Origin of the sequence: Kribbella aluminosa (assembly GCF_017876295.1) — a bacterium.
In the GTDB taxonomy this organism is placed as follows: domain Bacteria; phylum Actinomycetota; class Actinomycetes; order Propionibacteriales; family Kribbellaceae; genus Kribbella; species Kribbella aluminosa.
In genome coordinates, this window is record NZ_JAGINT010000001.1 from 763,533 (window position 1) to 780,961 (window position 17,429).

The window sequence follows — 17,429 nt, forward strand, 5'->3', positions numbered from 1 at the left end:
TCAGCTGGAGGCCTGGAGTATCTGGTCGATCGCCGACCGAAGCGCCTTGAGCAGCTCATCGCCAAGCGCGAGGGCATCCTCGACGTCGGCAGCACTGACTGTTTCGGCGCGGCACTCGGCACCGTGACGAACGTATCGGAGCTGGGCCGCGTCGGTGACGATCTGACGGCCGCCGAAGTTGGATGCGATCGCCGCAGCGGCGTCGAAGGTGGTCACGTGGGCGGATTGGCCCTTCGGGCGGAGGCCGGTGGCCATCACCAGCGCCAGGCTGGTCTTGCGGCACGCATCGTAGGCCAACTGGAAGGCACCCTCGGGGTCGTCATCGGCCGCGCCGGCCGCCGCCGTACGCAGATGGTTGCCGGCTTGCCGTAGGAGATTGGTGATGACCTCCTTGTCGACCGGGACTCGTTCGATTTCTCCCGCACTGATCAGGCTGGCGATCGTCGCGCGGGTTGCTGCGTTCACTGTTCGGCTCCGGTGTTGTCAAGAACGGTCAGGTAAGGACTGCTGTGGACGGTTTGGAGGAAGCCGGTAGGTTGCTCGGCCCAGTCCTCCGGGGTAACAACGGTGATCTGGACAGGAACCCCGAGCTGCTCCTCGAGGCGCGCGTTGGCTCGGCGCAGCGCCCTTGGTTGCGGGGAGCCGACCACGATCACATCGACGTCGTTCGGAGGAGGTCCGGCCTCTCCCTGGTATCGACGTGCCCACGAGCCGATGATGACGGCGAGCTCGATGCCGGGAATCTCGGCCAGTTCCTGCGGCACCATGACAGCGGGGCCGTAGGCTCGTCCCAGGATCTGCACCAGAGGCTCGAAGTAGGGGCTGGCAGTGTTGGCAGCAACCAGCCGGGTGTTCCCGGCGCGGCGCTCGCGCAGCAGTCCGCCCTCCACCAGCCGGTTGACCTCGCGAAGCGTGTTCGGCTGCGCAACCTCGGCGACCGAGGCAAGTGTCGCGATGGGCTGCTCGCGATCAGGTACGAGGAGCAGCCAGGCGAGGATCCTCGCCTGCGCTTCAGAGCGGAAGATCGGCATCAACACCGGTGGGGGAGTAGCCACATTTCGTATTGTACTATACGGTGAACGTATAGCGTGATGTGGGTCATGCCGCCCGGCCGAGGCGGAATCTCGGTTCCGCCTACTGCATGAACCAGGTGCGCGATGCCGAGCCCGACGGTACGCGCCGCTGCCGCGGATCGCGGATTTGGTCAACCGGACTCTGAACCTTACTATGGACCAGCCGAAGACCGCTGGTTGTCACCCTCGGGTGACTGAAGGTCCCACTCAGGTGGGCGGCCCGCGTAGGTGACTTGGACAGTGACACAGTATGTTTCACGCCCTTGCGCCTGCGCAGGGGCGTTTCTTCTTTTCAGGGGTCCGAGGCGTGGAAGCCGATAGAAGGAGACCCCCATGGCGAGGCCGGACAAGGCAGCCGCTGTCGCGGAGCTGACGGACGAGTTCCGTAGTTCCAACGGCGCCGTGCTGACCGAGTACCGCGGTCTCACCGTTGCGCAGCTCAAGCAGCTTCGAGTTTCGCTCGGTGACGACGTGAACTACGCCGTGGTGAAGAACACGCTGACCAAGATCGCGGCCAAGGATGCCGGTGTCGACTCGTTCGACAGCCTGCTCGAAGGCCCCTCCGCAATCGCCTTCATCAAGGGCGACCCGGTGGTAGCGGCCAAGGGTCTGCGGGACTTCGCCAAGGCGAACCCCCTGCTCGTCATCAAGGGTGGAGTGCTGGACGGTAAGGCACTCGGCTCTGACGAGATCACCAAGCTCGCTGACCTGGAGTCGCGTGAGGTTCTCCTCGCGAAGCTCGCAGGTGCGATGAAGGCGGCCCCGCAGCAAGCGGTGTCGCTGTTCGCTGCTCCGCTGTCGCAGGCCGCGCGCCTGTTCGCGGCGCTGCAGGACAAGCTGCCGGCCGCCGGTGCCGACACGGCTGCCCCTGTGCAGGACGCAGTGGCAGAGGTGCAGGACACCGTCGAGGCACCTGCCGAGGCGAGCACCGAGGAGACCGCCGCAGCTGACAGCTGAGGCATCTCACCGCAACACCCCATCAGTGATCACCAGCAACATTTGTCAGGAAGGACCGCCATCATGGCGAAGCTCAGCACCGAAGAGCTCCTCGGCCAGTTCAAGGAACTGACCCTGCTGGAGCTGTCGGAGTTCGTTAAGGCATTCGAGGAGGAGTTCGGCGTCACCGCCGCCGCCCCGGTCGCCGTTGCCCCGGGAGCCCCGGCTGCGGGTGCCCCGGTCGAAGAGGCCGCCGAGCAGGACGAGTTCGACGTCGTTCTCGAGAGCGCCGGCGACAAGAAGATCCAGGTCATCAAGGAGGTGCGCGGTCTCACCAGCCTTGGGCTGAAGGAGGCCAAGGACCTCGTCGAGTCGGCCCCGAAGGCCGTCCTGGAGAAGGTCGACAAGGCTGCCGCGGAGAAGGCCAAGGAGGCCCTCGAGGGCGCCGGCGCCACCGTCACCCTGAAGTGACCTCCGTTACGCCCGGCTCCCGGACGTAACGAATGTGTAGAGAAGGGCGGTCCCCGCTTGGGGGGCCGCCCTTCCTGCATTTCAGCCTGGCTAGTATCACAACCGCTTGACTTCCAGGGGTTACGCAAAACCGTACTCGTGCGTAACCTAGGCCACTGCCCCGTCGTTGGGACGGCAGAACGTCGTCGGTCGGGGACCAGCAGACATCCCGTGAGGAGGGCCGGTGGGCGTAGAAGTCCGCGTCGAAGGTCTCACCAAGTCCTTCGGCAGCCAGCTGATCTGGGGCGACGTGTCCCTGACCCTGCCGGCCGGTGAGATCTGCGTGATGCTCGGTCCGTCCGGTACCGGCAAGTCCGTGTTCCTGAAGACGCTGATCGGCCTGCTCAAGCCCGACAAGGGCCACGTGTACATCGAGGGCACCGACATCGCGACCTGCAGCGAGCGCGAGCTCTACGACATCCGCCGGCTGTTCGGCGTGCTGTTCCAGGACGGCGCGATGTTCGGCTCGATGAACCTCTACGACAACGTCGCGTTCCCGCTCCGCGAGCACACCAAGAAGTCCGAGTCCGACATCCGCTCCATCGTGATGGAGAAGATGGAGATGGTCGGCCTGGTCGGCGCCGAGCGGAAGCTGCCCGGCGAGATCTCCGGCGGTATGCGCAAAAGAGCCGGCCTGGCCCGGGCGCTGGTGCTGGACCCGCAGATCCTGCTGGTCGACGAGCCCGACTCCGGCCTGGACCCGGTCCGTACGTCGTTCCTGAACCAGGTGATGATCGATCTGAACGAGGCGTTCAGCCCGACGTTCCTGATCGTCACCCATGACGTGAACACCGCCCGGACCGTGCCGGACAACATCGGCATGCTGTACCACCGGCACCTGGCGATGTTCGGCCCGCGGGAGATGCTGCTGTCCAGCGAGGAGCCGGTCGTCCGGCAGTTCCTGAACGCGCAGATGGTCGGCCCGATCGGCATGTCCGAAGAGAAGGACGCCGAGGAACTGGCGGCCGAGGCGGGCCAGGAGCTGCCGCCGCTGCCGCCGATCCCGATCCAGCAGCTGCCCAGCAGCGGCATGCTCCGGCCGACCCAGCGCCCGCCGGGCGAATGGTGCCGCGACAACGGCGTCACCCCGCCCCCGGGTTCGTTCGCCACGTCCACCGTGGGGGCCAGGTGACCGTACTGAATGCCGCGCTGCCGCGCGGCGGGTCACGGGGCTGTGCCTCCCGGTCTTCCCTCATCGCTCCGGTCGCTCCGGTCGCTTCGCTCCCTGTGCTCCTCGGTCCAGACCGGGGGGCCCCGTGACCATTTCCGCCACCGCTCCGCTGAAGCATGCGGGGTCGCTGTTCGCTTTTGCTCTCGACACGTTCCGGGCGATGTTCCGGCGGCCGTTCCAGCTCAAGGAGTTCCTGCAGCAGGCCTGGTTCGTGGCCAGCGTGACGATCATCCCGACCGCGCTGGTCGCGATCCCGTTCGGTGCGGTGATCGCGCTGCAGGTCGGCGGGCTGATCAAGCAGTTCGGTGCGCAGGCGTTCACCGGTTCGGCCGCCGTACTGGCGGTGGTCCGGGAGGCGTCGCCGATCGCGACCGCGCTGCTGATCGCGGGTGCCGGCGGTTCGGCGATCTGCGCGGACCTCGGCTCCCGGAAGATCCGCGAGGAGCTGGACGCGATGATGGTGCTCGGGATCGACCCGATCCAGCGCCTCGTGGTGCCGAGGGTGCTGGCCACGATGCTGGTCGCGTTCTTCCTGAACGGGTTCGTCAGCGTGGTCGGCGTGATGGGCGGTTACATCTTCAACGTCGTCCTGCAGGACGGTACGCCGGGCAGCTACATCGCGAGCTTCACCGCCTTGGCGCATCTCCCGGACCTCTGGCAGGGCCAGGCGAAGGCGCTCGTCTTCGGGGCGATCGCCGCGATCGTGGCGGCGTACAAGGGGGTCAACGCGGGCGGTGGGCCGAAGGGTGTCGGCGACGCGGTGAACCAGTCCGTGGTGATCACGTTCATGCTGCTGTTCGTCGCGAACTTCTCGATGACCGCGATCTACTTCCAGCTCGTTCCGCCGAAGGGGGCCTGACATGTCGGCCCTTGTGGACACCCTGGTGAAGAAGCCGCTGAACTCGCTCGACAAGCTCGGCGAGCAGCTGGCGTTCTACATCAAGGCGCTGGCCTGGTCCGGCAAGTCCGTCACGCGGTACCGCAAGGAGATCCTCCGGCTGCTCGCCGAGGTCACGCTCGGCACCGGTGCGCTCGCGGTGATCGGCGGCACCGTCGGCGTGATCACGTTCCTGGCCTTCTTCACCGGCACCGAGGTCGGCCTGCAGGGTTACTCGGCGCTGAACCAGATCGGTACGTCGGCGTTCGCCGGTTTCGTGTCGGCGTACATCAACACCCGCGAGATCGGCCCGCTGATCGCCGGGATCGCGCTCGCCGCGACCGTCGGCTGCGGGTTCACCGCGCAGCTCGGCGCGATGCGGATCAGCGAGGAGATCGACGCCCTCGAGGTGATGGCGATCCCGTCGCTGCCGTTCCTGGTCACCACCCGGATCATCGCCGGCCTGGTCGCGGTCGTCCCGCTGTACGTCGTCGGCCTGCTGTCGTCGTACTTCGCCACCAGGCTGACCGTGACCACGTTCTACGGGCAGAGCACCGGCACGTACGACCACTACTTCCACCTGTTCCTGCCACCCGGAGACGTGCTCTGGTCGTTCGGCAAGGTGCTGGTGTTCTCGGTACTGGTGATCCTGGTGCACTGCTACCACGGGTACCACGCCACCGGCGGTCCGGCCGGTGTGGGCGTCGCCGTCGGCCGCGCGGTCCGGACGTCGATCGTCGTGATCAACGTCGTCGACCTGCTGCTCTCGATGGCGATCTGGGGTACGACGACCACGGTCAGGCTGGCGGGTTGACGTGGCCAAACTCATCTCGCACAAGGTCCTGGGCGTCGCGTTCATCGGCGTACTGGTCTTCCTGCTCTGGCTGACGTACGCGTTCTACGCCAAGATCTTCGTCAAGACCGTCAACGTCGAGCTGAAGACCAGCCACATCGGCCTGCAGCTGAACCGGCATGCGGATGTGAAGCTGCGCGGCATCATCGTCGGCGAGGTCACCGGCATCTCCACCAACGGCGACGAGGCGACCGTCAACCTCGCGCTCAAGCCGGACCAGGTGGACGAGATCTCCGCCGCGGTCAGCGCCCGGATCCTGCCGAAGACGCTGTTCGGCGAGAAGTACGTCGCCCTGGTGCCGCCGACAGGCGCAGGAGGCCCGCACATCAAGGCCGGCGACGTCATCAACCGGGACAAGACCGCGGTCGGCATCGAGATCGAGAAGGTGCTGAACGACGCGTTGCCGCTGCTCCAGGCGGTCGACCCGGCCGACCTGAACGCCACGCTGAACACCCTCGCGACCGCGCTCGAGGGCCGCGGTACCGAGATCGCCGGCACGCTGACCCAACTGGACGCGTACCTGAAGAAGCTGAACCCGAGCGTCCCGAAGCTGATGGACGCGCTCGCCAAGCTCAGCCAGGTCGCGGACCTGTACGGCGACGCGACCCCGGACCTCGTCCGCGCGCTGCGCAACCTGACCATCACCGGCAACACGGTGGTCGAGAAGCAGCAGCAACTGCAGGCGTTCTTCGCCAACGTCCAGCAGCTGTCCACCACGGGTGACGCGTTCCTGAAGGCGAACGAGGACCGGGTGATCCGGCTCGGACAGGTCAGCCGCCCGGTGCTCGACCTGCTGGAGAAGTACGCACCCGAGGTGCCGTGCTTCCTGCAGGTGATGACCGAGACCGCCCCGATCCTGAACGACACGTTCCGCGACGGCCGGCTGAACATCAACCTCGAGCTGATCACCAACCAGCCGACGCCGTACGCGCCGAACGAGAAGCCGGCCTATCTCGACCACCGTGGCCCGACCTGCGTCGGCCGGAACTACAGCGTCCCCGGCGCGAAGCCCGGCCCGTACAACCAGCAGAACCCGGCGCCGTACGTCACCGGGGTCGACGGTGTGATCGGCGACCACAACAAGAACCAGCGCTTCCCGGTCAACCTGAAGCTGAACAGCGCGATGCCGGGTGCGGCGATGGACACCCAGGGCGTCGGTACGCCGGCCGAGCAGCAGGTGATCGACTCGGTCGTCGGCCCCGCGATGGGCGTACCCGCGAACGACGTACCGGACCTGACCACCCTGATCGTCGGCCCCCTCCTCCGCGGCGGGCAGGTGAATCTCAGATGAGCTTCTTCGACAAGAAGACCACGCTCGACACCGTCCGGCTCGGGATCTTCGTGGTGGTGACCACGATCGCGACCGCGCTGCTCGCGGTGACGATCGGGAACATCAGCTTCAACTCGACCACGAAGTACCGCGCGGTGTTCACCGACGCGGTCGGGCTGAACCAGGGCGACGACATCCGGATCGCCGGCGTCAAGGTCGGGCAGGTCGACAAGATCCAGCTCTACCAGACAGCTGCCGGTCAGAGCGGACTCGCGATGATCACGTTCAGCGTCGACTCCAACCAGGTCCTGGACGCCTCGACGCACGCGACACTGCGCTACCGGAACCTGGTCGGCAACCGGTACATCGCGCTCACCGACGGCGTCGGCGGCGGCCCGCGGCTGAAGAAGAACGGCATCATCCCGAAGGAGCGGACGACGCCGGCGCTCGACCTGTCGGTGCTGTTCAACGGGTTCAAGCCGCTGTTCACCGCGCTCACCCCGGCGGATGTCAACCAGTTCGCGTTCGAGGTGATCAAGGTGCTGCAGGGCGAGGGCGGCACGATCGAGTCGCTGCTGGCCAAGACCGCGTCGCTGACCACCACGCTGGCGAACGCCGACCAGGTGATCGGCGACCTGATCACGAACCTCACCTCGACGTTGCAGATCGTCTCCCAGCGGCAGCAGAACTTCTCCCAGCTGCTGATCAACCTGCAGCAGTTCATCACCGGCCTGAGCCAGGACATCAACCCGATCCTCAGCTCGCTGACCTCGATCAACTCGCTGAACACCAAGACCGCCGGGCTGCTGCAGCAGACCCGGGTGCCGATCAAGGCCGACCTGGACAAGCTCCGCACGGTCGCCAGCACTCTCGACGACACCCAGTCGATCTGGGTGAAGACCCTGCAGTTCATGCCGCAGAAGCTGAACTCGATGACCCGGACCGCGTCGTACGGCTCCTGGTTCAACTTCTACCTGTGCAACTTCGACGGCAACGTCACACTGCCCACCGGCACCCGCATCCCGGTCGCGTACGACCTGAACTCGGCGAGGTGCAAGAAGTGAAGCCCTTCCGCGAGCAGAACCAGGTGACGATCGGTGTCGTCGGGCTGACGGTGATCGCGCTGATCATGCTGGCCGCGTTCAAGGCGCAGGACCTGCCGCTGATCGGCGGCGGAACGAAGTACTCCGCGCAGTTCTCCGAGGCCGGCGGGCTGAAGGCGAACGACGAGATCCGGGTGGCCGGCGTCCGCGTCGGCAAGGTCCGCGGCGTCGTCCTCGAGGGCACCCACGTCCGGGTCGACTTCGTCGTCGACAAAGGCGTCAAGCTCGGCGACCAGACCAGCGCCGAGATGAAGATCAAGACGCTGCTCGGTCAGAAGTACCTGAAGCTCGACCCGGCCGGTTCGGGACAGCTGAAGCCCGGCTCGGAGATCCCGCTGGATCGCACGACCTCGGCGTACGACGTGGTGACCGCGTTCACCGACCTGGCCAACACCACCGACCGGATCAACACCGCGCAGCTGGCGAAGGCCCTGGACACGTTGTCGGCGACGTTCCAGAACACACCCGAAGAGGTGCAGGCCTCGCTGACCGGCCTCTCCAGGCTCTCGGAGAACGTGGCCAAGCGCGACGCGCAGCTGAAGCTCCTGCTGCAGCACTCGAACGTGGTCACCAAGGTGCTTGCCGACCGCAACCAGCAGCTGATCAAGCTGATGAAGGACGGCAACAAGGTCTTCCAGGCGGTGCAGGCCCGGCGCGCGCTGATCCACCAGCTGCTGGTGTCGACTCAGCAGCTGTCGGCCCAGATCACCGCGCTGGTCCGGGAGAACCGCAAGGACCTCGCGCCGACCCTGCAGAAGGTGAACGCGGTGCTCGCGGTCCTGCTGCAGAACCAGAACTCGCTGGACGCCAGCCTCAAGGGTCTCGCGCCGTTCGTCCGCGTCTTCACGAACACGCTCGGCACCGGGCCGTGGTTCGACACGTACCTGCAGAACCTCGCGCCGGTACCGGAGATCCCGTTGCCCAAGGTGCTGCCCACCGGGCTGCCCCCGATCCTGGGAGGTGGCGGCTGATGAAGGTGAACGCACTGTCCCGGCTGATCGCGGTGGCGGTGGTCCTGGTGATCATCGTGGTCAGCGCCGTGACCCTCTGGCCGAAGCCGAAGCGGGTCACCGCGACGGCGTACTTCCCGCGGGCGGTCTCGATCTACCCGGGGTCGGACGTCCGGATCCTCGGCATCAAGGTCGGTCAGGTGGAGAGCATCACGCCGGCCGGGCGCTCGGTCCGGGTGAAGTTCTGGTGGGACGCGAAGAACAAGGTGCCTGCGTCCGCGAAGGCCGTGATCGCGTCGCCGTCGATCGTCGCGGACCGGTACCTGCAGCTCACCCCGGCGTACTCCAAGGGCGTCGCGATGGCCGACGGCGCCGAGATCCCGCTGGACCGGACCGCCGTACCGCTGGAGCTCGACCAGATCTACCAGAGCCTCAACGACCTGTCGGTGGCGCTCGGCCCGAAGGGCGCGAACGACCAGGGGGCGCTGGCCCGCCTGCTGGACGTCTCGGCGAAGAACCTGAACGGCCAGGGCGCGAAGATCAACCAGACCATCACCGACGTGTCGAAGCTGACCAGCACGCTGTCGGGGAACTCGTCGGCGCTGTTCAACACGATCCGGCAGCTGCAGACGTTCGTGTCGGCGCTGGCGGCGAACGACCAGCTGGTGAAGCAGTTCAACACGAACTTCGCCCAGACCACGACCACGCTGGCCGGTGAACGCAAGGACCTGGGTACGGCGCTGGCGCTGCTGGCGACCGCGCTCGGCGAGGTCGCGTCGTTCGTGAAGGACAACCGGGGCCTGGTGAAGACGACGGTCTCCGGCGCGACCCAGCTGTCGCAGATCCTGGTCAAGGAGAAGGCCGCGATCGCCGAGGTACTGGACACCGCGCCGCTCGGCCTCGGCAACCTGGCCCGGATCTACAACCCGCAGTTCGGCACGCTGGACCAGCGCATCAACGCCGCCCAGCTCGACGACCCCGCGACGTTCATCTGCTCGCTGCTGGTCCAGGCGGGCCAGGGGCTCTCGACCTGCTCGGCGCTGAAGCCGGTCCTGGACGCGCTCTCCAAGCTCCCGCTGCTGACGTCGCTGACCGGAGGAGCTCCGGCCAGCGGCGGACCGGCCGGTACGCCGTGGGCGCCCGCGCCGCAGGCACAGCGGGCCCCGTTGAACCGCCCCGACCCGGTGGACCCGACGCTCGGGGGGCTGGTCAAGTGAGGCCCAGAATCCTGCGGGGTACGTCGTTCGTCGCCGGGATCGCCGCGCTCGCGATGCTGCTCACCGGATGCGACTTCTCCGTCTACTCGCTGCCGCTCCCGGGCGGCGCGAAGATCAAGGGGCCGTCGTACTCCGTCACCGTGGAGTTCGCGGACGTCCTGGACCTGGTACCGAAGTCGACGGTGAAGGTCGACGACGTCACGGTCGGCACGGTCGAGAAGGTCTGGCTGGACGGGTACATCGCCAAGGTGCGGATCCGGCTGCCGAAGAGCCTCGACCTGCCGGACAACACGCACGCCACGATCCGCCAGACCAGCCTGCTCGGTGAGAAGTTCGTGTCGTTGTCCCGGCCGACCGGGTCCGAGCAGCCGCACGGGAAACTCGAGAACGGCGAGCTGATCCCGCTGTCCCGGACGACCAGCAACGTCGAGGTCGAGGAAGTCCTGTCGGCGCTGTCGCTGCTGCTGAACGGCGGTGGCGTGGCCCAGCTGCAGATCATCACCCAGGAGCTGAACAAGGCCCTGACCGGGAACGAGCCGGCCATCCGCAGCGTGCTGACGCAGCTGAACATCTTCGTCGGGACCCTGGACCAGAACAAGAACCGGATCATCACCGCGATCAAGTCGGTGGACGCGCTGGCCAAGAAGCTGAACGCGCAGAAGGCGACGCTGGCGACCGCGATCGACTCCCTGCCGAACTCGATCAAGGTGCTGGACCAGCAGCGGGCCGCACTGGTCAAGACGCTGCAGGCGCTGGCCACGCTGGGGAACACGGCGACCCGGGTGATCACCTCCGCGCAGCAGGACCTGGTGGCGAACCTCAAGTCGCTGTTCCCGATCCTGACCAAGCTGGCCGAGGCGGGCGCGAACCTGCCGAAGTCGCTGGAGCTGCTGTTCACCTACCCGTTCCCCGACCAGGCCGCCAACGCCGCGAAGGGCGACTACACCAACCTCGGGATCACGCTGGACGTGGACACCCAGAAGGCGCTCAAGAGCCTGATCGGGATCAGCCTCCCGACCGTCGGCCCGACCGGCCTTCCGACCCTCGGGATCAGCCTCCCGGTCCACCTGCCGACCAGCGCGGGCGCCGGCACCACCTCCGGGCCGGCGCTGCCGGTGCCGACCGGTACGGCGACGACCTGCATCACGCTGCTCGGGCAGCCGATCTGCACACCAAAGCTCAACCGGTCCGGGTTCGATCCCGACCTGGCCCGGGCCCTGATGCCGGGAGCGGTCTCATGATCACCAGAGCGGTCCGGATCCAGCTGATGGTGTTCCTGCTGATCACCGTCGTCGGCGTCGCGTTCGTCGGCGCCCGGTACGCCCAGGTCGACCAGCTGGTGGTGACCAGGAACTACACGGTCAGCGCCAGCTTCGCGGAGTCCGGAGGGATCTTCTCCGGCGCCGAGGTGACGTACCGCGGCCAGCCGGTCGGCCGGGTCGGTGAGCTCAAGCTGCTGCCCGACGGCGTCGACGTGAACCTGGAGATCGACAAGAAGTTCAAGATCCCGAACGACCTGCTCGCGGTGGTCGCGGACCGGTCCGCGATCGGTGAGCAGTACGTCGACCTGCAGCCGCGCCGCGAGGGTGCGCCGTACCTGCAGGACAACTCGAAGATCGCCCGCCAGGACACCGCGATCCCGATCGACACCACCGAGCTGCTGCTGAACCTCGACCAGCTGGTGAACTCGGTCGACAAGCGGAGCCTGAAGACCACGGTGCACGAGCTCGGCGCCGCGCTGAAGGGCAAGGGCACCGACCTGCAGAAGATCATCGACAGCTCCGGCAAGCTGATCAACGACGCGGACGCGAACGTGCTGCAGACCATCAAGCTGATCAACGACGGCGACACCGTGCTGGCCACCCAGGTCGCGAGCGGCGACGCGATCAAGACCTGGGCGAAGAACCTCGCGCTGCTGTCCGACACCCTGGTCAGCTCCGACACGAACCTGCGGACCGTGATCGACCAGGGCTCGCTGGCGTCCACCCAGCTCACCGGGCTGATCCGGGACAACAGCGCGGACGTCGCGGTGCTGCTCGGTAACCTGCTGACGGTGAGCCAACTGACCGCGGTCCGGCTGGATGCCGTCGAACAGCTGATGGTGGTCTACCCGGCGGTCGCGATGGGCGGGTACGTCGTACCGGCCAAGGACCCGGGGACCGGGCACTACGACGCTCACTTCGGGCTGGTCGTCGGGCTCAGCCCGCACGCCTGCACGGCCGGGTACGGCGGCACCGACAGGCGGGTCCCGCAGCTCGTCACGAACACACCGGCGAACGCCGAGGCCGGATGTACGGCGAACCCGTCGACCGGCGTCAACGTCCGCGGCTCGCAGAACAAGCCGGCTCCGTCGTCGCGGTACCTGAACCGAACCGGGTACGGCGTCAGCTACGACCCGGCGACCGGCCAGGCGGGCGGTACCGGCGGAATGCCGGACATCGTGCTCGGCTCGACCGGCGGACAGCAGGAGCTGCTCGGCAGCGACTCCTGGAAGGCTCTAATCCTCGGACCGGTGACCGGCAAGTGATCGCACGGAACGGCCGGCTCTTGCTGGCGTGGGGGCTCAGCGTGTTGCTCGTGGTGGCACTCGTGGGGCTGACGCTGTCGGTGGTGGCGCTGGGCAAACAGCGGGCCGCCGACTCGGAGCGGGCCGGCGCGACGAAGGCGGCGCGGCAGTTGGCGCTGGACTTCACGACGTACGACTACCAGACCTGGGACGCGGACTCGAAGCGGGTCGTCGACGAGTCCACCGGGCAGTTCAAGCAGGAGTTCCAGGCCGGGATCGACGCGGTGAAGACCGACGTGGTGTCGAACAAGGCGACCTCGAAGGGGGACGTGAAGGAGGCCGGCGTGGTGTCGAACGACAAGGACTCCGCCCAGGTGCTGGTGATCGTGAACGCGGTGGTGACGAACACCGCCTCGACCACCGGGACCGAGCGCCGGTACCGGATCAAGCTGGACATGGTCCGCGAGAAGGACCGCTGGCTGACCGCCGACCTGCAGGTGGTGGGCTGATGCCGGCACCGCGCAACCGTCCCCGGATCGCCGGCCAGCGGCGGCCGGCCAAACCGCCCGAGCCGGACCTCGTGGAGACCGAAGCCGAGGAAGAAGGGCGTCTCCAGGATGTGACCCCGGCCACAGTGAAGCCGGAAACGGCCGTACTAGCCGGGCCGGCCATCCCGAAATCAGCTACGGAGAGTGACCGTTCGCGCGGTCTCGGGAACCTGCTGACGGCCGCCCTCGGCGTGGTCGTCGTCCTCACCCTGGCCGTCGCCGCCGTCCTCGGCATCAAGGCCTGGCACGGCAAGCAGGCCGAGGATGCCCGGGACCAGGCCGCCGCGGCCGGCCGGAAGGCCGCCGAGACCGCCCTCAGCTACGACTACCAGCACCTGGACGCGAGCTTCGCCGCCGCGCGGGCGACGATGACGCCGGACTTCGCCGCGAAGTTCGACGAGACCGCGAAGGTGGCCGGTGAGCTCGCCACCAAGACCAAGGCCACTGTGAAGGCCGACGTCCGTGAGGTGGCGGTCCGCGACGGCGACGCCGACCGGGTCACGCTGATCATCTTCGTGAACCAGACCACCACCAGCACGATCACGAAGGGTAGTCCCCGGGTGGACCTGAACCGGACCCGGTTCACGATGGTCCGAAATGGTGACCGATGGCTGGTCCAGGAGATCGCCGGACTGTAATCTCTACCTAACTCCGCACCGAGGGGCGCCGGAGGTCTCGTGGGTGATCTGCTCACTGGAGATCCCGGGTCGGTCCTTGACGGAGAGGGTGGTCCGACGGCAAACTATTGGACCCCATTGGACAGGCTTGCCTGGATCATGTAGCCTATTGCTTTGCGCTGCCTTTTCTCTCGCCCTCGCTCGGGTCTCCGACTTGACTGGGGCGGCTTGGCGTGCGCTCCCAGCACCGATGTGATTTTGCGAGCCCGTGGAAGGACGCCCCTTGGTCGCCTCGCGCAACCCCCAGTCCGACAGCATTTCCAACGTCACCGGCCCCCGCCGCATCTCCTTCGCAAAGATCTCCGAGCCGCTCCAGGTTCCGGATCTGCTTGCGCTTCAGGTGGATAGTTTCGACTGGCTGGTCGGTAACGAAACGTGGCAGGCCCGCGTGGCCGCCGCCGAGGCCGAGGGGCGGTCGGACCTGTCCGGCCCCAGCGGCCTGGAAGAGATTTTCGAGGAGATCTCCCCGATCGAGGACTTCAGCGGCACCATGTCGCTGTCGTTCCGCGACCACCGGTTCGAGCCGCCGAAGAACACGGTCGACGAGTGCAAGGAACGGGACGTCACCTACTCCGCTCCGCTGTTCGTCACCGCCGAGTTCATGAACAACGAGACCGGCGAGATCAAGAGCCAGACCGTGTTCATGGGCGACTTCCCGCTGATGACCCGCAAGGGCACGTTCGTGATCAACGGCACCGAGCGTGTCGTCGTCTCGCAGCTTGTCCGCTCGCCCGGTGTGTACTTCGAGCGCACCCCGGACAAGACGTCCGACAAGGACATCTTCACCGCCAAGATCATCCCGTCGCGCGGCGCGTGGCTGGAGTTCGAGGTGGACAAGCGCGACATGGTCGGCGTCCGCCTCGACCGCAAGCGCAAGCAGAACGTCACCGTCCTGCTGAAGGCGCTCGGCTGGACCGACGCGCAGATCCTCGAGGAGTTCGGCGACTACGAGTCGATCCGCCTCACCCTGGAGAAGGACCACACCTCCGGGCAGGACGACGCGCTGCTGGACATCTACCGCAAGCTGCGTCCGGGTGAGCCGCCGACCCGCGAGGCCGCGCAGGCGCTGCTGGAGAACTACTACTTCAACGGCAAGCGTTACGACCTGGCCAAGGTCGGCCGCTACAAGATCAACAAGAAGCTCGGCCGGGACGAGGCGCACGACCAGGCGGTGCTGACCGTCGACGACATCGTCGCCACGATCAAGTACCTGGTCGCGCTGCACGAGGGCAAGACCGAGCTGCCGGCTCCGCGCGGCGAGATCGTGGTCGAAGAGGACGACATCGACCACTTCGGCAACCGTCGCCTGCGGACCGTCGGCGAGCTGATCCAGAACCAGCTGCGCACCGGCCTGGCCCGGATGGAGCGCGTGGTCCGGGAGCGGATGACGACCCAGGACGTCGAGGCGATCACGCCGCAGACCCTGATCAACATCCGTCCGGTGGTCGCTGCGCTGAAGGAGTTCTTCGGCACCTCGCAGCTGTCCCAGTTCATGGACCAGACCAACCCGGTCGCGGGCCTGACCCACAAGCGCCGGCTGAACGCGCTCGGCCCGGGTGGTCTGAGCCGTGAGCGGGCCGGCTTCGAGGTCCGCGACGTACACCCGTCGCACTACGGCCGGATGTGCCCGATCGAGACGCCGGAAGGCCCGAACATCGGGCTGATCGGTTCGCTCGCGTCGTACGGCCGGGTGAACGCGTTCGGCTTCGTCGAGACGCCGTACCGGAAGGTCGTCGACGGCCAGGTCACCGACCAGGTGGACTACCTGACCGCGGACGAGGAGGACCGGTTCGTCATCGCGCAGGCGAACGCCGCGCTGAACGAGGACAACCGGTTCGCCGAGGAGCGCGTGCTGGTCCGCCGCCGCCACGGCGAGGTCGAGCTCGTCCCGGTCGACGACGTCGACTACATGGACGTCTCGCCGCGCCAGATGGTGTCGGTGGCGACCGCGCTGATCCCGTTCCTCGAGCACGACGACGCCAACCGCGCGCTGATGGGTTCGAACATGCAGCGCCAGGCGGTGCCGCTGATCACCTCGGACGCCCCGCTGGTCGGTACCGGCATGGAGTTCCGCGGTGCGGTCGACGCCGGAGACGTGGTCGTCTCCGACAAGGCCGGCGTGGTCAAGGAGGTCTCGGCCGACCTGATCGAGATCGCCGCCGACGACGGCACGTACCAGACCTACCGGATGGCGAAGTTCCGCCGCTCGAACCAGGGCACCTGCATCAACCAGCGCCCGCTGGTGGACGCCGGGCAGCGGGTCGAGATCGGTACGCCGCTGGCCGACGGTCCGTGCACCGACGAGGGCGAGATGGCCCTCGGCCGGAACATGCTGGTCGCGTTCATGACGTGGGAGGGCTACAACTACGAGGACGCGATCATCCTCAGCCAGCGCGTCGTGCAGCAGGACCTGCTGACCTCGATCCACATCGAGGAGCACGAGGTCGACGCCCGCGACACCAAGCTGGGCCCGGAGGAGATCACCCGGGACATCCCGAACGTCTCCGACGAGATGCTGTCCGACCTGGACGAGCGCGGCATCATCCGGATCGGCGCCGAGGTCACCACCGGTGACATCCTGGTCGGCAAGGTCACCCCGAAGGGCGAGACCGAGCTGACCCCGGAGGAGCGGCTGCTGCGCGCGATCTTCGGTGAGAAGGCGCGCGAGGTCCGCGACACGTCGCTGAAGGTGCCGCACGGCGAGGAGGGCACCGTCATCGGTGTCCGGGTCTTCGACCGCGACAACGGCGACGAGCTGCCGCCGGGCGTCAACCAGCTGGTCCGGGTGTACGTCGCCCAGAAGCGGAAGATCTCGGTCGGCGACAAGCTGGCCGGCCGGCACGGCAACAAGGGCGTCATCTCCAAGATCCTGCCGGTCGAGGACATGCCGTTCCTCGAGGACGGCACCCACGTCGACGTGATCCTGAACCCGCTGGGCGTGCCCGGCCGGATGAACGTCGGCCAGGTGCTGGAGACCCACCTCGGGTGGATCGCCAGCCGCGGCTGGGAGGTCGACCCGGAGAACCATGAGGAGTGGGCGCAGCGGCTGATCAAGATCGGCGCCGGTGCGGCCGAGCCGATGACGAACGTCGCCACGCCGGTCTTCGACGGCGCGACGGAGGACGAGGTCACCGGCCTGCTCAGCTCCACGCTGCCGAACCGGGACGGTGTCCGGATGGTCAACGGGCAGGGCAAGGCGCGCCTGTTCGACGGTCGTTCGGGTGAGCCGTTCCCGGAACCGGTCGGTGTCGGCTACATGTACATCCTGAAGCTGCACCACCTGGTCGACGACAAGATCCACGCTCGTTCGACCGGTCCGTACTCGATGATCACCCAGCAGCCGCTGGGCGGTAAGGCCCAGTTCGGTGGCCAGCGGTTCGGCGAGATGGAGGTGTGGGCCCTGGAGGCCTACGGTGCCGCCTTCGCGCTGCAGGAACTGCTGACCATCAAGTCCGACGATGTTGTCGGCCGGGTCAAGGTGTACGAAGCGATCGTCAAGGGCGAGAACATTCCGGAGCCGGGTATCCCGGAGTCGTTCAAGGTTCTGGTCAAGGAAATGCAGTCCCTCTGCCTCAATGTCGAGGTGCTCTCGTCCGACGGAAGCCGGGTCGAGATGCGCGACAGCGAGGAGGACGTCTTCCGGGCGGCGGAGGAACTGGGCATCGACCTGTCCCGGCGCGAGCCGAACAGTGTCGAGGAGGTCTGAGCGGGTTGCCGCTTGACATCAACAACCAACTC

General features: G+C 67.1%; 16 protein-coding genes. 14 read left to right on the top strand and 2 right to left on the bottom strand.

Annotation, left to right across the window (positions count from 1 at the left end):
* Both JOF29_RS03735 and JOF29_RS03740 read right to left on the bottom strand, forming a co-directional pair.
* Nucleotides 1-465, bottom strand: coding sequence for a hypothetical protein (locus tag JOF29_RS03735; protein WP_209692819.1), 465 nt, complete (start codon nucleotides 463-465; stop codon nucleotides 1-3).
* On the bottom strand, nucleotides 462-1,037 hold the full coding sequence (locus tag JOF29_RS03740) for a helix-turn-helix domain-containing protein (protein WP_209692820.1): 576 nt from the start codon (nucleotides 1,035-1,037) through the stop codon (nucleotides 462-464). Before JOF29_RS03740 ends, JOF29_RS03735 begins: the two co-directional genes overlap by 4 nt.
* Before the next feature lie 369 nt (nucleotides 1,038-1,406).
* On the opposite strand from JOF29_RS03740, the gene rplJ reads away from it, so the two are divergent.
* The 14 genes from rplJ to rpoB all read left to right on the top strand — a co-directional run bounded on the left by rplJ (nucleotide 1,407) and on the right by rpoB (nucleotide 17,397).
* Nucleotides 1,407-2,030, top strand: a complete 624-nt coding sequence (rplJ, locus tag JOF29_RS03745) for a 50S ribosomal protein L10 (RefSeq protein WP_209692821.1) — start codon at nucleotides 1,407-1,409, stop codon at nucleotides 2,028-2,030.
* 63 nt (nucleotides 2,031-2,093) lie between these two features.
* Nucleotides 2,094-2,480, top strand: coding sequence for a 50S ribosomal protein L7/L12 (rplL, locus tag JOF29_RS03750; protein WP_209692822.1), 387 nt, complete (start codon nucleotides 2,094-2,096; stop codon nucleotides 2,478-2,480).
* A 223-nt stretch (nucleotides 2,481-2,703) separates the two neighbouring features.
* Nucleotides 2,704-3,651 (top strand): ABC transporter ATP-binding protein, encoded by a 948-nt coding sequence (locus JOF29_RS03755; RefSeq protein WP_209692823.1) that lies wholly within the window; start codon nucleotides 2,704-2,706, stop codon nucleotides 3,649-3,651.
* Nucleotides 3,652-3,775: 124 nt separating this feature from the next.
* On the top strand, nucleotides 3,776-4,549 hold the full coding sequence (locus JOF29_RS03760) for an MlaE family ABC transporter permease (protein ID WP_209692824.1): 774 nt from the start codon (nucleotides 3,776-3,778) through the stop codon (nucleotides 4,547-4,549).
* 1 nt (nucleotide 4,550) lies between these two features.
* On the top strand, nucleotides 4,551-5,381 hold the full coding sequence (locus JOF29_RS03765) for an MlaE family ABC transporter permease (protein WP_209692825.1): 831 nt from the start codon (nucleotides 4,551-4,553) through the stop codon (nucleotides 5,379-5,381).
* Between the two features lies 1 nt (nucleotide 5,382).
* Nucleotides 5,383-6,711, top strand: a complete 1,329-nt coding sequence (locus JOF29_RS03770) for an MCE family protein (RefSeq protein WP_307863133.1) — start codon at nucleotides 5,383-5,385, stop codon at nucleotides 6,709-6,711.
* Complete coding sequence (locus JOF29_RS03775; RefSeq protein ID WP_209692826.1) at nucleotides 6,708-7,754, top strand: MCE family protein; 1,047 nt, start codon at nucleotides 6,708-6,710, stop codon at nucleotides 7,752-7,754. The genes JOF29_RS03770 and JOF29_RS03775 overlap by 4 nt, the downstream gene beginning before the upstream one ends.
* The gene (locus JOF29_RS03780) at nucleotides 7,751-8,764 is read left to right on the top strand and encodes an MCE family protein (RefSeq protein ID WP_209692827.1); all 1,014 of its coding nucleotides are present in this window, start codon (nucleotides 7,751-7,753) and stop codon (nucleotides 8,762-8,764) included. The genes JOF29_RS03775 and JOF29_RS03780 overlap by 4 nt, the downstream gene beginning before the upstream one ends.
* The gene (locus JOF29_RS03785; RefSeq protein ID WP_209692828.1) at nucleotides 8,764-9,960 is read left to right on the top strand and encodes an MCE family protein; all 1,197 of its coding nucleotides are present in this window, start codon (nucleotides 8,764-8,766) and stop codon (nucleotides 9,958-9,960) included. The genes JOF29_RS03780 and JOF29_RS03785 overlap by 1 nt, the downstream gene beginning before the upstream one ends.
* Entirely contained in the window at nucleotides 9,957-11,201 is a 1,245-nt protein-coding gene (locus JOF29_RS03790; protein ID WP_209692829.1) for an MCE family protein, read from the top strand. The genes JOF29_RS03785 and JOF29_RS03790 overlap by 4 nt, the downstream gene beginning before the upstream one ends.
* Entirely contained in the window at nucleotides 11,198-12,487 is a 1,290-nt protein-coding gene (locus tag JOF29_RS03795) for an MCE family protein (RefSeq protein ID WP_209692830.1), read from the top strand. Before JOF29_RS03790 ends, JOF29_RS03795 begins: the two co-directional genes overlap by 4 nt.
* A complete protein-coding gene (locus JOF29_RS03800; protein WP_209692831.1) occupies nucleotides 12,484-12,975 on the top strand; it encodes an Rv1363c family protein in 492 nt (163 codons plus the stop codon). Before JOF29_RS03795 ends, JOF29_RS03800 begins: the two co-directional genes overlap by 4 nt.
* The gene (locus tag JOF29_RS03805; protein ID WP_209692832.1) at nucleotides 12,975-13,652 is read left to right on the top strand and encodes a hypothetical protein; all 678 of its coding nucleotides are present in this window, start codon (nucleotides 12,975-12,977) and stop codon (nucleotides 13,650-13,652) included. Before JOF29_RS03800 ends, JOF29_RS03805 begins: the two co-directional genes overlap by 1 nt.
* Before the next feature lie 262 nt (nucleotides 13,653-13,914).
* The gene (gene rpoB / locus JOF29_RS03810; protein WP_209692833.1) at nucleotides 13,915-17,397 is read left to right on the top strand and encodes a DNA-directed RNA polymerase subunit beta; all 3,483 of its coding nucleotides are present in this window, start codon (nucleotides 13,915-13,917) and stop codon (nucleotides 17,395-17,397) included.
* Nucleotides 17,398-17,429 lie beyond the last annotated feature (32 nt).

Excerpts from the sequence above, each read along its gene's own strand:
- rplJ (WP_209692821.1), top strand. The coding sequence starts at position 1,407 with ATGGCGAGGCCGGACAAGGCAGCCGCTGTCGCGGAGCTGACGGACGAG.
- rplL (WP_209692822.1), top strand. The coding sequence starts at position 2,094 with ATGGCGAAGCTCAGCACCGAAGAGCTCCTCGGCCAGTTCAAGGAACTG.
- JOF29_RS03765 (WP_209692825.1), top strand. The coding sequence starts at position 4,551 with ATGTCGGCCCTTGTGGACACCCTGGTGAAGAAGCCGCTGAACTCGCTC.
- JOF29_RS03775 (WP_209692826.1), top strand. The coding sequence starts at position 6,708 with ATGAGCTTCTTCGACAAGAAGACCACGCTCGACACCGTCCGGCTCGGG.
- JOF29_RS03785 (WP_209692828.1), top strand. The coding sequence starts at position 8,764 with ATGAAGGTGAACGCACTGTCCCGGCTGATCGCGGTGGCGGTGGTCCTG.
- JOF29_RS03795 (WP_209692830.1), top strand. The coding sequence starts at position 11,198 with ATGATCACCAGAGCGGTCCGGATCCAGCTGATGGTGTTCCTGCTGATC.
- JOF29_RS03805 (WP_209692832.1), top strand. The coding sequence starts at position 12,975 with ATGCCGGCACCGCGCAACCGTCCCCGGATCGCCGGCCAGCGGCGGCCG.